Annotated in this window: 13 protein-coding genes and 1 tRNA gene; 4 read left to right on the top strand and 10 right to left on the bottom strand. The window is 70.1% G+C overall.

The window, feature by feature from the left end; all coding sequences use genetic code 11:
- Position 1 precedes the first annotated feature (1 nt).
- Positions 2 to 1,339, bottom strand: a complete 1,338-nt coding sequence (locus ABD346_RS28880; protein WP_344378884.1) for an ABC transporter substrate-binding protein — start codon at positions 1,337 to 1,339, stop codon at positions 2 to 4.
- 233 nt (positions 1,340 to 1,572) lie between these two features.
- Here ABD346_RS28880 and ABD346_RS28875 point away from each other — a divergent pair, with 233 nt between their 5' ends.
- Positions 1,573 to 2,604 (top strand): LacI family DNA-binding transcriptional regulator, encoded by a 1,032-nt coding sequence (locus ABD346_RS28875; protein WP_344378882.1) that lies wholly within the window; start codon positions 1,573 to 1,575, stop codon positions 2,602 to 2,604.
- A 128-nt stretch (positions 2,605 to 2,732) separates the two neighbouring features.
- Here ABD346_RS28875 and ABD346_RS28870 read toward each other — a convergent pair.
- The 4 genes from ABD346_RS28870 to ABD346_RS28855 form a co-directional block, all read right to left on the bottom strand.
- Positions 2,733 to 2,805: transfer RNA gene (locus ABD346_RS28870), tRNA-His, on the bottom strand.
- A 133-nt stretch (positions 2,806 to 2,938) separates the two neighbouring features.
- The gene (gene orn, locus ABD346_RS28865) at positions 2,939 to 3,541 is read right to left on the bottom strand and encodes an oligoribonuclease (RefSeq protein WP_189968426.1); all 603 of its coding nucleotides are present in this window, start codon (positions 3,539 to 3,541) and stop codon (positions 2,939 to 2,941) included.
- Between the two features lie 10 nt (positions 3,542 to 3,551).
- The gene (locus ABD346_RS28860; protein WP_344378881.1) at positions 3,552 to 4,802 is read right to left on the bottom strand and encodes a helix-turn-helix domain-containing protein; all 1,251 of its coding nucleotides are present in this window, start codon (positions 4,800 to 4,802) and stop codon (positions 3,552 to 3,554) included.
- Positions 4,803 to 5,189: 387 nt separating this feature from the next.
- Positions 5,190 to 5,510: a hypothetical protein gene (locus ABD346_RS28855; protein ID WP_344378879.1), complete on the bottom strand. Its 321-nt coding sequence runs from the start codon at positions 5,508 to 5,510 to the stop codon at positions 5,190 to 5,192.
- Positions 5,511 to 5,951: 441 nt separating this feature from the next.
- Here ABD346_RS28855 and ABD346_RS28850 point away from each other — a divergent pair, with 441 nt between their 5' ends.
- Both ABD346_RS28850 and ABD346_RS28845 read left to right on the top strand, forming a co-directional pair.
- Entirely contained in the window at positions 5,952 to 6,473 is a 522-nt protein-coding gene (locus tag ABD346_RS28850) for a universal stress protein (protein ID WP_114036721.1), read from the top strand.
- 165 nt (positions 6,474 to 6,638) lie between these two features.
- On the top strand, positions 6,639 to 7,208 hold the full coding sequence (locus tag ABD346_RS28845; protein ID WP_344378877.1) for a GPR1/FUN34/YaaH family transporter: 570 nt from the start codon (positions 6,639 to 6,641) through the stop codon (positions 7,206 to 7,208).
- 94 nt (positions 7,209 to 7,302) lie between these two features.
- On the opposite strand, the gene glmS is transcribed toward ABD346_RS28845, so the two are convergent.
- The 3 genes from glmS to ABD346_RS28830 form a co-directional block, all read right to left on the bottom strand.
- Positions 7,303 to 9,120, bottom strand: coding sequence for a glutamine--fructose-6-phosphate transaminase (isomerizing) (gene glmS / locus ABD346_RS28840; RefSeq protein ID WP_344378875.1), 1,818 nt, complete (start codon positions 9,118 to 9,120; stop codon positions 7,303 to 7,305).
- A 69-nt stretch (positions 9,121 to 9,189) separates the two neighbouring features.
- Positions 9,190 to 9,471 carry a hypothetical protein gene (locus ABD346_RS28835; protein ID WP_053723696.1) on the bottom strand — a complete coding sequence of 94 codons (282 nt, stop codon included), beginning with the start codon at positions 9,469 to 9,471 and terminating at the stop codon, positions 9,190 to 9,192.
- A 133-nt stretch (positions 9,472 to 9,604) separates the two neighbouring features.
- Positions 9,605 to 10,477: a DUF4429 domain-containing protein gene (locus ABD346_RS28830; RefSeq protein ID WP_344378873.1), complete on the bottom strand. Its 873-nt coding sequence runs from the start codon at positions 10,475 to 10,477 to the stop codon at positions 9,605 to 9,607.
- Positions 10,478 to 10,653: 176 nt separating this feature from the next.
- On the opposite strand from ABD346_RS28830, the gene ABD346_RS28825 reads away from it, so the two are divergent.
- The gene (locus ABD346_RS28825; RefSeq protein WP_344378871.1) at positions 10,654 to 12,246 is read left to right on the top strand and encodes a beta-N-acetylhexosaminidase; all 1,593 of its coding nucleotides are present in this window, start codon (positions 10,654 to 10,656) and stop codon (positions 12,244 to 12,246) included.
- A gap of 169 nt (positions 12,247 to 12,415) precedes the next feature.
- Here ABD346_RS28825 and ABD346_RS28820 read toward each other — a convergent pair whose 3' ends face one another.
- Together ABD346_RS28820 and ABD346_RS28815 are read right to left on the bottom strand one after the other, a co-directional pair.
- Positions 12,416 to 13,444, bottom strand: a complete 1,029-nt coding sequence (locus ABD346_RS28820) for an ABC transporter substrate-binding protein (RefSeq protein ID WP_344378869.1) — start codon at positions 13,442 to 13,444, stop codon at positions 12,416 to 12,418.
- A 129-nt stretch (positions 13,445 to 13,573) separates the two neighbouring features.
- Complete coding sequence (locus ABD346_RS28815; protein ID WP_344378868.1) at positions 13,574 to 14,221, bottom strand: GNAT family N-acetyltransferase; 648 nt, start codon at positions 14,219 to 14,221, stop codon at positions 13,574 to 13,576.
- Positions 14,222 to 14,232 lie beyond the last annotated feature (11 nt).

Genomic DNA, 14,232 nt, shown 5'->3' with positions numbered 1-14,232 from the left:
GTCACTGGTCCAGCGCGTTGTCGATCGCCTTCACCGCGGCGTCCCAGCCCTGCTGCGGCGACTTGCCCTTCTGCTCGACCTGGAGCATGCCGATGTCGGAGAGGTTCTGCTGGATGATCTGGTCCTTCGGGCCGAGGGTCTGCACCGGGGTTCCCTCGGCGGCCCGCGCGAAGATCTGGCCGATGGGCGCGTTCCCGAAGTAGGCGTGCTTGGCGTCCGCCACCGCGGGCAGCCCGTACGCGGCCTTGGCGCTCGGGAAGCTGCCGCGCTTGGCGAACAGGACGGCCTGCTGTGCGGGCGCGGTCAGCCAGGCGGCGAGCCTGGCGGCCTCCGCCGTGTGCTTGCCGGCCGAGGGCACGGTGAGGAAGGAGCCACCCCAGTTGGACGGCTTGGGGGCGGCAGCCACGTCCCACTGGTCCTTGCCGGCGGCGCCCGCCTTGTCCTGGATGTAGCCGAGCATCCAGGCCGGGCAGGACACGGTGGCGAAGGAGGCGTTGGCGAAGCCCTGGTCCCAGGTCGGCTGGAACTGCTGGAGCTTGGCGGTGAGCCCGCCGGTCGCGAACGCGGCCGCGGTGTCCCAGGCCTGCTTCACGGCCGGGTTGTCCTTGTAGACGACCTTGCCGGAGGCGTCGTAATAGCGGGTGGCACTGGACCCGGTGATCGAGTTCAGCACGCCGGAGGCGGAGTCCACGAACGCGGAGCCGGAGGGCACCTTCGCCTTGTACTGCCGCCCCACCTCCAGATACTTGTTCCAGTCGCCCGCCCACAGCCTGCCCACGGCGTCCCGGTCGGTGGGCAGACCGGCCTTGGCGAACAGGTCCTTGCGATAGCAGATGCCGGTCGGCCCGGTGTCGGTGCCCAGACCCACCGTCTTGCTGTCCTTGGCGGTGCCCTCGGCCCACTTCCAGGGCAGGAAGTCGTCCTTGTTCACGCCGGGCGCCTTGGACAGGTCCTCCAGCTTGCCGCTCTGGGTGGCGGTGACCTCGGCGATGTTGCTGACCTCGACGGCCTGGATGTCGGCGAGCCCGCTGCCCGAGCCGAGGTGGGTGAGGAGCTGCGGGTAGTAGTTCTCGTTCCGCTCGATCGAGGTCTGTTTGATCTCGATGTCCGGGTGGAGCTTCATGTACGCGTCGTAGAGCCCGGCTTCCTTCAGGCCGAACGCGCCGAAGACGCCGACGGTGAGGGTGGTCTTCGCGCCGCCCCCGCCGCCTCCCGCCGTGGAGCCTTCGGCTGTCGGGGACGTGCCGTCGTCGGCGCAGCCGGCGAGCAGCCCGGTGCCGAGCGCGGCCACGGCCGCGAGGGCCGCGAGCCGCCTGGACATACGTGTACGCGTGCGCATGGCTTCCTCCAACTGTCGTCCGGGCCAAGCCGGTTGAGGCGCGTCGGCGCGGGCGGAAGGGATGCGAAAGGTGTAGGGACCTACTAGGGTGGGAGCGCTCCCAGCCGTGATGTGTTGAAGGGTTGCGGCTCCCTGTTGGGCTGTCAAGGGACCGCGCAATGGCAGAGGATGACGTTCCCCGCCCGGCCGGGACTGTTACTTTCACCGGAGTTGCGCGAGTTGGGGAGGCAGACGTGACAGCAGCCCGCACGGCGAGGGGTCGCGGCGCCGGACGGCCCACCCTCGAAGAAGTGGCGGCCAGGGCCGGAGTCGGCCGGGGCACCGTGTCCCGGGTGATCAACGGCTCGCCCCGGGTCAGCGACGAGACCCGGGCCGCCGTCGAGGCCGCCGTCGCCGAGCTCGGCTACGTACCCAACCGGGCAGCCCGTGCCCTTGCCGCCAACCGCGCCGACGCCATAGCCCTGGTCGTCCCCGAGCCCGAGGCCCGCTTCTTCGCCGAGCCGTACTTCTCCGACATCGTGCGCGGGGTGAGCGCGGCGCTTGCCGACACCGAGATGCAGCTCCTGCTCACCCTGGTCGGCGGCGACCGCGAGCGGCGCCGGCTCGCCCAGTATCTGGGTGCCCACCGCGTCGACGGCGTCCTGCTCGTCTCCGTGCACGCCGACGACCCGCTGCCCGAGCTGCTCGAACAGCTCGGCATCCCCGTCGTCATCAGCGGCCGCCGCCGAGAGGACGAGCCGCTCGCCTCGGTCGACTCCGACAACTACGAGGGCGCCCGTGCCGCCGTCGCCCACCTCGTCGCCCGCGGCCGCCGCTCCATAGCGACGATCACCGGACCGCTCGACGTGTACGGAGCCCGCCGCCGCCTCGACGGCTACCGGGCGGCCCTGGCGGAGGCGGGCCTGGAGGAACTGGCCGCGCACGGCGACTTCACCGAGGAGGGCGGCCGCCGCGCGATGACCGAGCTCCTGGAGCGCGCTCCGCACCTCGACGCCGTCTTCGCCGCGTCCGACGTGATGGCCTCCGGCGCCCGCCAGATCCTGCGCGAGGCCGGCCGCCGCATCCCCGACGACACAGCCCTGGTCGGCTTCGACGACTCGGCGATAGCCCGCCACATGGACCCGCCGCTGACCAGCGTGCGCCAGCCGATAGAGGAGATGGGCCGCGCGATGGCCGAGCTGCTCCTCACCGAGATCACCGCCACCGAACCGGCCCGCCCGAGCCTGGTCCTGCCCACGGAACTCGTCGTACGGGCCTCGTCGTAAGCCGTACGGGCCTCGTCGTAAAAAGAGGTGCCGGACCCGGACGTGTCGAAGGGCCGGAACCCGAAGAAGGGGGCCGGAACATAAAGAAGGCCCGAACCGCTTGCGCGGCCCGGGCCTTCTTTCATCAGGGTGAGTAACGGGACTCGAACCCGCGACATCCTGGACCACAACCAGGTGCTCTACCAGCTGAGCTATACCCACCATGCATGACCGGACTGTTGTGGTCTTGGGAAGTCCCTGGGGGCTTCCCTACCGGCCGAGAAAAAGTGTACAGGGTCCGGGAGGGTGCTCGCGCACATGTTTCGAGGCACCCTCCCGGACCCCCTGCGAAGGGCTACTCCGCAGGCAGGACGTACTTCGCCGCGATGGCCTTCGCGGTGTCCGAGTCCGGGCCGGGCTGCGGCACGAAGACCGCCTCCCGGTAGTAGCGGAGCTCCGCGATGGATTCACGGATGTCCGCGAGCGCCCGGTGGTTTCCGTTCTTGTCCGGGCTGTTGAAGTACGCCCGCGGATACCAGCGGCGGGCGAGCTCCTTCACGGAGGAGACGTCCACGATCCGGTAGTGGAGGTGCGACTCCAGCTTCGGCATGTCCCGCAGCAGGAACCCGCGGTCGGTGCCGACCGAGTTTCCGCACAGCGGCGCCTTGCCCGGCTCCTTGACGTGCTCACGTACGTACGCGAGGACCTGCTCCTCGGCGTCGGCCAGCGTGGTGCCGCCGGCCAGCTCGTCGAGGAGCCCGGAGGCGGTGTGCATGGTGCGCACCACCTCCGGCATGGTCTCCAGCGCGGCGTCCGGGGGACGGATCACGATGTCCACCCCTTCGCCGAGTACGTTCAGCTCCGAGTCGGTGACCAGTGCGGCCACCTCGATGAGTGCGTCGTCCGTCAGCGAGAGCCCGGTCATCTCGCAGTCGATCCACACCATGCGGTCGTTCATGTGTCTTACCCTACGGGGCGCTCCGCTGACCGGGCAGACTCGGACGGCCACCGGTGTAGCCGGAGGCGTACAGATCGGAGCTGGGTTTTCCCGGCTCCGCCGTGGTGTGCGAGGTCGCACCCGGGCCAAGCACCGCGCTGGCCGCCGCCGTCCGCCGGGCCTGGGGAAGCGCCTGGGGCGGAACGGTCTCCGGCACCGGAGCCGGCATGGGCACCGCGACCGGGCCCGCACTGGGTTCCGGCTGCGGCCGCCGCGCCCGGTAGGCCGCCCGGTAGGACGCCGGGGACGAGCCGAGCTGGCGGCGGAAGTGCCCGCGCAGCGCGACCGGGGAGCGGAAGCCGCAGCGGCCCGCCACCTCGTCCACGGAGTAGTCGGACGTCTCCAGCAGGCGCTGGGCCTGCAGGACCCGCTGGGTGATCAGCCACTGGAGGGGGGCCGATCCGGTCAGCGAGCGGAAACGACGGTCGAAGGTGCGGCGGCTCATGTACGCCCGCGCGGCCAGGGTCTCCACGTCGAACTGCTCGTGGAGGTGCTCCAGCGCCCAGGCGACGACCTCGGCCAGCGGGTCGGAGCCGATCTCCTCAGGTAAAGACCTGTCGAGATAGCGCTCCTGTCCGCCGCTGCGGCGCGGCGGCACGACCAGCCGGCGGGCCAGCGCGCCGGCCGCCTCACTGCCGTGGTCCGTCCGCACGATGTGGAGACAGAGATCGATTCCGGCCGCGGTTCCGGCCGAGGTGAGGACGTCCCCGTCGTCGACGAAGAGCTCCCTCGGGTCCACATGTACTGATGGATAGCGTTTGGCCAGTGTCGGCGCGTACATCCAGTGCGTCGTCGCCGGGCGGCCGTCCAGAAGACCGGCCGCGGCGAGCACGAACGCGCCGGTGCACAGCCCGACGATCCTTGCCCCTTCCTCGTGTGCCCGGCGCAGCGCCTCGAGCGCGGCTGCCGGGGGCGGCGAGGTGATGGAACGCCACGCGGGCACCACCACTGTTCCCGCCCTGCTGATTGCTTCCAGACCGTAGGGCGCGGTGAGTTCGAGTCCCCCTGTGGTCCGCAGGGGTCCTTCCTCACCGGCACACACCAGCAGTCTGTAACGCGGAACTCCCGCGTCCTGACGGTCGATTCCGAACACGGAGAGCGGAATGGAACTTTCGAAGATGGGGCCGCCACTGAACAGCAGTACGGCGACGACTTCCCGGCGTCGGCGGCCGGCCAGCTTCCTTGCGGTCTCCGGTGATGCGGCAGCGGAGTCCTGGCTCATGGCGCTAAGCCCCCCTCGGTGTTCGCGGCTCCCCGTTCTTGTCGGGCCTGTCGCTCCTGCACTTTTCCCCTCGGTTTTGCACGAGTCCCCAGCCTTCGATACGCATGATCGAATCTACTGCGTCCCGTGGCGCCGGCGTGACAAGTCCGGCACCCAGCGCTATGTCGACAAGGCAACTTGGCGCGAAGCTTTCGATCACGAAGCGTTTCATCCGTGGGCCCCGCAGGGGAAGTGCGCCTCATGGGGATGGCCCGTACCCGTATGGTGCCAGAGGCCGCAATGGTCCTTTCCTCCCTGGTGGCAAGGGGGTTGGCAGGCCATTTGGCCAAGGAATCCGCCACCGGGGGAAGTTGGCCGAAAACATACGGGTCCTGGTGTGCGAACGACTCACCCCGCGGGTGTACACCCCCCTCGGTGACGTCCACCGCGATGCGGCGCCGGAGCCGGTCGGGCATGCCGTCCGGACGGCGGAACCGGCGGCCGTGCCCGTTCCTCGGCAGCCGCCCGCTCGGACTGGCGGAGCAGCAGCCGGCACGCCGCGGTCACGGCCGTCAGGCCGATGGCGGAGCCGGCGGCCCCCGCGAACGAGGACCCGTAGACGATGAGCACCACGGGTACGAGCACACAGCTGAAGGCGGCCCAGCGGACGACGTCCCCCGCCGGGTCGGCCGGAGGCTGGGCGGCCGCCCAGAGTGGTTCGGTGTTCACGGACCGGTTGGTACGTACGGATTCAGCCGCGGACGATACTCCGGGCGGGCGGCGACGGGGGCCGGGCGGGGCGGCGGCGGAAGGGTGGACGGCCGGGGGAGCGGGCACGAGGGGGTGCTTCCTGATCGAGGTCGGGCGAGATCACGCCTCTAACGCGGAAGCGGTCGGTCCAGTAACTGAAAGATCATCGGTGCGGCGGCGGAGACCGGCCGTGGGAGGCCGCTGTAAAGGGCACCGGGCATTGCCATCCGGGGCCGCCTCGTGCATGCTCCGGGGAACGCCGAGTAGGTTCGGCGGCTCTGGGCAGGAGAGGAGTGTCGCCGTACCCTTGGGGGTATGGGGTTGGGAAGATGATTCCCGGACACAGCTCCGCCGCCGACTCGTTGTTGCTCACTTGTCCCCGCTGTCCCCCGACTGAGGACCTCCTTCGCCGAGACACCCATGGCCGGTCACGAATTCTCCGAACCCGCGGACCGCAAGCAGGTAGCCGACCCCACGTCGGACCTCCAAGCGGCGACAGAACCACGACATTCCTGCGATCCCGCATTCCGGCACGGCGTCGTCGTCGGCTTCGACGGCTCGACGTCCAGTGAACGGGCTCTCGCCTACGCCATCGGCATGGCCAAGCGGTCCGGCTCAGGGCTGATCATCGTCCATGTCGCCAACCGGCTGCCCACCACGGTGTGGGCGGGCTGCGAGCCGCCGGTCTTCGTCGATGTCCCCGACCACCGCACCGAGGTGCTCGGGCTCGAACTCGCCTGTGCCGACTATCTCGCCGAGGTCCCCTGGATCCTGGTGGAGCGCGGCGGCGACATCTGCCACGAACTGGAAGAAGTCGGGCGAGAGTACGCGGCGGACGCGATCGTCGTCGGCTCCACCCACGGCCTTGTCGGGCGGATCTTCGGCTCGGTCGCCGGCCGCCTCGCGCGGCGTGCGCAGCGCCCCGTCGTCGTCATCCCGTAATCGGGCGTTGTCCCAGTTGAGACCGGCGTGATGTTTCGCTGATGAAGCGTCAACTTCCTTTGTGCGCAGGCGAATCTACCGATGCGTAGGGGTGGATTGTGCCCTTGTGAAGGGTAGATAAAGGTCGCTGGGAAGCAGCACAACTGCACATGAAGGGAGCCCGCCGTGGACAACGAAGTTCCCGCGGGAAGCACCACCTCCACTCTCGGTCACCTCGCACTCGGACTCACTCTGCTGGCCTTCGGCCTCGGCAACACCCGCGTGATCGACGGCGTGACGGTGGCCGACTCGGTCTCGATCGCGACCTACGTCGGCGGCATCGGCCTGTTCGTCCTCGGCGTCCTCGCCTTCCGCGATCAGGACGCGTTCACCGGCACCGCCTTCGCCGGCCTGGGCGCCTTCTGGTTCACCTGGGCCGCGGGCGCGAACACCAAGTTCTCGGCCAACGCGGCCGGCCTCTTCCTGGTCCTCTTCGCACTCCTGGCGCTGAGCCTGGCGGCGGGTTCGGCGGGCGCCGGACTCCTCCGGCAGGGCACGTACGGGCTGCTCTTCCTCGCCCTGGTGCTCATGGCGATCGGCCAGTTCGCCGACAGCTCCTCGCTCGGCAAGGTGGCCGGCTGGGCGGCCACGGTCGCGGGCGCCGCGGCCTGGTACGGGGCGACGGCCTCGCTCGCGAAATGGCCCACCGCCCTGCCCCGACGCGCTGCCGGCCGGGGGGTGACGGCCACCGGCTGAACGGCAGCCGCAGGCCGGTGCCTGGGCAGCACCGGCACGCACAAGGGCGACCCCCGCCCGGTGGGACGGGGGTCGCCCTTTCTGTGCGCAGGGACTACTCGACCGTGACCGACTTGGCCAGGTTGCGCGGCTTGTCGATGTCGCGGCCCATCGCCAACGCCGTGTGGTACGCGAAGAGCTGGAGCGGGATGCCCATGAGGATCGGGTCCAGCTCGTTCTCGTTCTTCGGCACGACGATGGTGTGGTCGGCCTTCTCCTGGTTCTGGTGTGCGACCGCGAGGATGCGGCCGCTGCGGGCCTTGATCTCCTCCAGGGCGGCGCGGTTCTTCTCCAGGAGGTCGTCGTCCGGGACGATGGCGACCGTCGGCAGCGCGGGCTCGATCAGCGCGAGCGGGCCGTGCTTCAGCTCGGAGGCGGGGTAGGCCTCGGCGTGGATGTAGGAGATCTCCTTGAGCTTCAGGGAGGCCTCCAGGGCGACCGGGTAGCCGCGCACACGCCCGATGAACATCATCGACTGGGCGCCCGCGTACTCCTTGGCCAGCTTCTCGATCTCCGGCTCCATGGCCAGGATCTCCTCGATCTGGCCGGGCAGCTTGCGCAGGCCCTCGATGATCCGCTTGCCGTCGGCCACCGACAGGTCGCGGATGCGGCCCAGGTGCAGCGCGAGCAGCGCGAACGCGACGACCGTGTTGGTGAAGCACTTGGTGGAGACGACGCAGACCTCGGGCCCGGCGTGCACGTAGGTGCCGCCGTCCGCCTCGCGGGCGATCGCCGAGCCGACCACGTTCACGACGCCGAGCACGCGGGCGCCCTTGCGCTTGAGCTCCTGCACCGCCGCGAGCACGTCGTACGTCTCACCGGACTGCGAGACCGCGATGTACAGGGTGTCGGGGTCCACGACCGGGTTGCGGTAGCGGAACTCGGAGGCCGGCTCGGCGTCCGCGGGGATGCGGGCGAGCTCCTCGATGAGGCCGGCGCCGATCAGACCCGCGTGGTACGAGGTGCCGCAGCCGAGGATCTTGATGCGGCGCACCCCGCGCGCCTCACGGGCGTCCAGGTTCAGGCCACCGAGGTGAACCGTCGAGAACCGGTCGTCGATACGGCCGCGCAGGACACGGTCGACGGCCTCGGCCTGCTCGCTCATCTCCTTGTGCATGTACGTGTCGTGGCCGCCCATGTCGTACGAGGCGGCCTCCCACTCGACGGTCTCGGGGGTGGTGTTGGTGACGGTGCCCGAGGTCGTGTACGTCCGGAAGTCGTCGGCCTTCAGGGTCGCCATCTCGCCGTCGTTGAGGGTGACGACCTGGCGGGTATGGGCGATCAGCGCGGCGACGTCGGAGGCGACGAGCATCTCCTTCTCGCCAATGCCGAGGATGACCGGGGAGCCGTTGCGGGCGACCACGATGCGGTCGGCGAAGTCGGCGTGCATCACGGCGATGCCGTAGGTGCCCTCGATGACCTTGAGCGCCTCGCGGACCTTCTCCTCCAGGGAGTCGGCCTGGGAGCGGGCGATCAGGTGCGTGATGACCTCGGTGTCGGTCTCGGAGGCGAAGACGACGCCCTCGGCCTCCAGCTTGGCGCGCAGCTCGGCGGCGTTGTCGACGATGCCGTTGTGGACGACCGCGACCTTGTTCTCGGGGTCGAGGTGCGGGTGCGAGTTCACGTCGGAGGGGGCGCCGTGGGTGGCCCAGCGGGTGTGGGCGATGCCCGTGGTGCCGGCGAAGCGCTTGGGGACGCGGGCCTCCAGGTCGCGGACGCGGCCCTTGGCCTTGACCATCTTCAGGGCCCCGGACTTGGGGGTGTTGACGACCATGCCCGCGGAGTCGTAGCCCCGGTACTCCAGTCGCTGCAGGCCTTCCAGCAGCAGCGGAGCCACATCACGCTTACCGATATAACCGACGATTCCGCACATAGAGTCTCTGCCCCTCCATCGATGTACACAAGCGATGTACAAAAGTTTCCGCGGTGCCGCGAAGCCTGCTCAGCCGTAGACGATGCGGCGCAGCTGCCGGAGCGAGAGCTCCGGTGGCGCCACGGCGCGGTGCGGCAGCTCTGCCGCGATCCGCTCGAAGATCTCCGCGTTCACGGCACCCCCGGACTGCAGTTCACGGTGGCGCCGACGGACGAATTCCTCGCACGTCTCGTCGAAGTACGCCAGCACCTCGAGCACCACCCGGGCCGCTTCACCGCGCTGGAGCGCGGTGCTGCGCACCAGATGATCTACGAGGTCGTCGTGGGACGACGGGTTGCGGCGTTCGAGCACCCGTCGATATTGCGGGCTGACGGGGCCATACGCAAGAATCCTGCCCGATTCCGGGCAGGATTCACATGATCATGCGTCTGGTCTGGACCAGAAGGGGCCATTCCCGGTCATCGCCTGGGCCGTCACCGGGGCCTTACAGGCGCTTGAGGACCGCTTGCTTGGCCGCCGTGAATTCGGCGTCCGTCAGAACGCCGCTCCGGTGCAGCTCGCCGAGCTCGCGCAGGCGGCGCAGCAGTACGTCGTGGTCCTCGGCGGGCGCGGCTTCCAGGGACTTGGGGGCCGCGGGCGCCAGTTCCCGGCGCGGGGCGTGCGGGTGCGGCATCCGCACCACCACCGCCGAGGCGAGCAGCGCCATCAGCGGATCCTTCTTGAAGCCGTTCAGCTCGACCGCCATCGGGTCGTGCTTGGGGTCGAGCCGCGGGGCGTTCGGGCTGGTGACGAAACGCAGACAGCCGTCGCTCAGGCCGCGCGCGGGCTGCCAGGACACGCCCGTCAGCTCGTCGAGGGGCAGGGTGACCGGCCCGGCCGCCGTCTTCCTGTCGTCGGTGTGCCAGGTCCACTCCAGGTGCACGGCGCGCCCGTCGAAGGTGACCGTGGCATCCCCCGCACCCACCGTCATCGGCAGCGAGGGCCCCGGCAGCAGGTAGGTGTCGACGGGCCCGTCCGGCACCTCGTCGAGCAGCAGGGCGTTGCGCACCTCGTCCACCATGTATTCGGCCACGCCCGCCGTCCGGGTCTCCACGGTCAGGGCGTACGGATCCGCGGCGTCCGGCAGCCTGCCGCCGGTGACCTGGAGCAGCGGATCCGCCCCGTCCCGCAGCCGCAGCCTGAGCCGCCCCGTCCTGCGCCCCGGCTCGTACGCGATGCCCGCCACCGCGCGCAGCGGCACCGCTATCTCGCCGAGCGTCCGCTGGAGCAGGCCGACCGACTTGTCGCTGCCCGGCACGATCCGCAGCGTCTCGCCGTCGAAGACCCAGGTGCCGTCCTTCTGGATGATTTCCGCCATGCGGGGATTGTTTCACCGGGCTCCGCCGTGATGATCGACTTGCGGACATCGGGCGGTTCCGGTACTCCCTGCGGTGCCGCTCTTCACCTTGACCCCGGGTGGGATCCCCGGTCCCATGGACAGTGTTCGGTTGCTCAGCCCCCACAGTTGCGCGACCCCTTGGAAGGGAACCGCTTGTGAGACAGAGACAGCGCAGGACATTCGCCCGGCTCCTCGGCTCCCTGATCCTCGTGGCGGCCGCCGGGTTCACCAGCATCGGGGCCTCCGCGGCCCCTGGGGCAGCGGGCGCGCCCCGTCCGCTCGGACAGATCGTGCCCGCCCCCGCCTCCGTATCCGCCGGCGGCACCGGGTACACCATCGGCTCGGCCACCAAGATCAGGGTCGCCCCCGGCTCACCCGACGCCCAGCGCATCGGCGACTACCTGGCGGGGGTGCTCCGCCCCTCGACCGGGTACAAGCTGCCGGTCACCACCGACGCGGGCAAGGACGGGATCCGGCTGCTGCTCGGCGCCGGTGACCAGGGCCTCGGGGACGACGGCTACCGGCTCGACTCGGGCGGCGGCTCGCTCACCGTCACCGCCGGCAAACCCGCCGGGCTCTTCCACGGCGTACAGACGCTGCGGCAGCTGCTGCCCGCGGCCGTGGAGAAGCGGACGAAGCAGACCGGCCCCTGGAAGATCGCGGGCGGCACCATCACCGACTCCCCGCGCTATGCCTACCGGGGCGCGATGATCGACGTCTCGCGGCACTTCTTCAGCGTCGACCAGGTCAAGCGGTACATCGACCAGCTCGCCCTCTACAAGATCAACGAGCTGCATCTGCACCTCAGCGACGACCAGGGCTGGCGCATCGCCGTCGACTCCTGGCCGAGGCTCGCCACGTACGGAGGCCAGACGCAGGTCGGCGGCGGCAAGGGCGGCTACTACACCAAGGCCGACTACCAGGCGATCGTCGCCTACGCCTCCTCCCGCTATCTGGAGGTCGTTCCCGAGATCGACACCCCGGGACACACCAACGCGGCCCTCGCCTCCTACGCCGAGCTCAACTGCAACGGCGTCGCGCCTCCGCTGTACACCGGCACCAACGTCGGCTTCAGCTCGCTGTGCGTGCCCAAGGACGTGACGTACAAGTTCCTCGACGACGTGGTGCGCGAGGTCGCAGCGCTCACGCCCGGGCGGTACGTCCACATCGGCGGCGACGAGGCGCACTCCACCTCGCATGACGACTACGTCGGTTTCATGGACAAGGCCCAGCCGGTCGTGGGCAAGTACGGCAAGACAGTGATGGCGTGGCACCAGATCGCCGGGGCCACCCCGGTGAAGGGAGCCGTCGCCCAGTACTGGGGCACGCTCGGCAACGAGACGGACGTCGCCGCGGCGGCGCAGGCCGGCATGAGGCTCGTCATGTCGCCCGCCAACCACGCCTACCTCGACATGAAGTACGACGCGAAGTCCCCGCTCGGGACCAGCTGGGCCGGGTACGTCGATGTCGACAAGTCGTACGCGTGGGATCCGGACACCTTCATCGCGGGGGTGCCGGCGAAGGCCGTGCTTGGCGTCGAGGCGCCGATCTGGTCGGAGACGCTGACCAATTCCTCGCAGATCGAGTACATGGCGTTCCCGCGGCTGCAGGGGATCGCGGAGATCGGGTGGTCGCCGGCGGCCACGCACGACTGGGCGTCGTACAAGACCCGGCTCGCGCAGCAGGGGCCGCGGATGGCGGCGCTGGGGATCAACTTCTACCGGTCGCCCGTGGTGCCGTGGGCCTGACGGCGGTGTGATCCCCTGCCCGCCCCTTCCCCAGACCCTCCGGGGGTGTGGTTCGCGTGCGGACGGCGGTCCGGGGCTCTGCCCCGGACCCCGCTCCTCGAACTCCCCCAGGGACTTCGTCCAGGGGGGACCCCAAGGGGCTGGATCCGTCCCTCCGGCGATCACGAGGTCAGGCGACCTTCTTCGCCTTCTCGATGGCCTGGGCGAGCGCGTCGACGATGGGGGCGACGCGCGCGTAGGAGTAGATCGGCTCGGTCAGGCGTGGCAGGACCTGGCCGGCCTTGACCGCGGGCAGCTGCCCCCAGGTCGGCTTGTTGCCGAGGTCGCTGGGCTGGAGCGTGCCGGTGCGGTTGTCCATGAGGATCAGGTCCGCCGGGTACTTGGCGACGTTCTCCCAGCTGAGCGACTCGAAGAAGCCCTGCGAGTCGACCTTCGGGGTGACGAACTCGACGCCCAGCTCCTGGAAGTACCGGGTGTCGCAGCTGCGCTTGGCCTCGGAGACGTAGAACAGGTCCGGGCTCGCCGAGCCGAGCAGCACCCGGATCCCGGGGTTGGCCTTCGCGGCGGCGCGCAGCCGGGCGGAGGCCTTCTCGAAGGCGGCCTTCGCGTCGGTGATCTTCTTCGCGTTCACGTCGGCGCCCAGGGACTTGGCGAGGTCCACGCGGCGCTGGAGGGCGGCGGGCATGCTCTGGTCGGCCGCCCACAGGGCCACGCTCGGCGCCAGCTTGAGGATCTTGTCCTTGCTGTTGTCCGGCACGTACCAGAGGACGTCCTTCTGCCACATGTCCGTGATCAGCACGTCCGGCTGGAGCGCCGCGTACTTCTCGACGCCGAACTCGCCGTAGGTGTTGCCGATGATCTCGACCTTGTCGATGTCGAGGTCGCCGGCCTGCACATCGGCCTTGCCGTCCTTCGTCCTGGTCGGTCCGAAGACGCCCTTGACCTGGATCCCGTAGTCGAACAGCGCGGCCGCGGTGCCGGTGAAGGCGACGATGTTCTTCGGCAGGGACTTGGTCTCGGCGGTCTGCCCGCGGTCGTCCTTGAACGACCAGGGGCCGGACTTGGCCGTCGTGCCGCCGTCCGCCGAGCCGCTCTCCTTGCCGCCGCCGCACGCGGTCAGCGCGGCACCGATGCCGATCGCGCCGCCCATGGCCAGCAGGCCGCGACGAGTGGGCAGGGACGCTCGGGCGAAGGGCATGACGGTGTCCGCTTTCATACGTACGTGCCGGGAACCGGCCACTGGCTGGTGCGAGGTCAGGTTAGCCTAACCTCATCCTCTGTCCGGCGGCCGGTTCCGAGCCCCCGAGCGGCCCTCGGGGGCGCCGGGCTACACGCCGAACTCCGACCGGCACGCATCGAGCCCCACCACTCGTACGTCGACGGTGCGACGGCGCTCCCACTCCGCGCGCTCCAGGCGCAGCCGTTGCAGGGTGACCGGACGGTCCCGTACGACGGCGGTGTCGAGGCCGTTGTCCCGGTAGCCGAGGCGGCGCGAGACGCCGAGCGAGCGCGGGTTGTCGGTCATCGCGGCCGAGGTCGCGGCGCGGGCGCCGAGCCCGGCGAACGCCAAGTGCAGGGCGGCCGCCCGCATTTCGGTGCCGATGCCCCGGCCCTGATGGGCAAGGCCCAGCCAGGAGCCCGTCTCCACCTCGCGGGTCACCGCGAAGGAGCTCGCCATCAGGTCCTGGCGGCCGACCACCTCGCCCTCGTGCAGCACGGCGAGGCTCAGCGTCCAGTCGCCCGGGGACCAGTTCGCGATGGTGGCGAGTACGTGCTGGTAGACGGCGCGGCCTCGCTCGGCGGGGGAGCCGTCGGTCCAGGGGAAGGTGAAGGGCATGCGGTCCGGCGCGTGCACTCCGTCCGCTGCCACCCGGGCGAGATCGGACAGCAACTCGGTGTCGGGCAGGCGCAGTTCGAGGCGGGGGGTGTGTATGCGGAGGCCGTGCAGCGGCCACCAGGCGGTGTGGGGGTTCATGCGCCGACTGT

It is taken from the genome of Streptomyces mauvecolor, assembly GCF_039532965.1.
GTDB lineage: Bacteria > Actinomycetota > Actinomycetes > Streptomycetales > Streptomycetaceae > Streptomyces > Streptomyces violascens.
The sequence above is the reverse complement of the archived record's forward strand: the minus strand, read 5'-3'. Positions and strand labels throughout refer to the sequence as shown.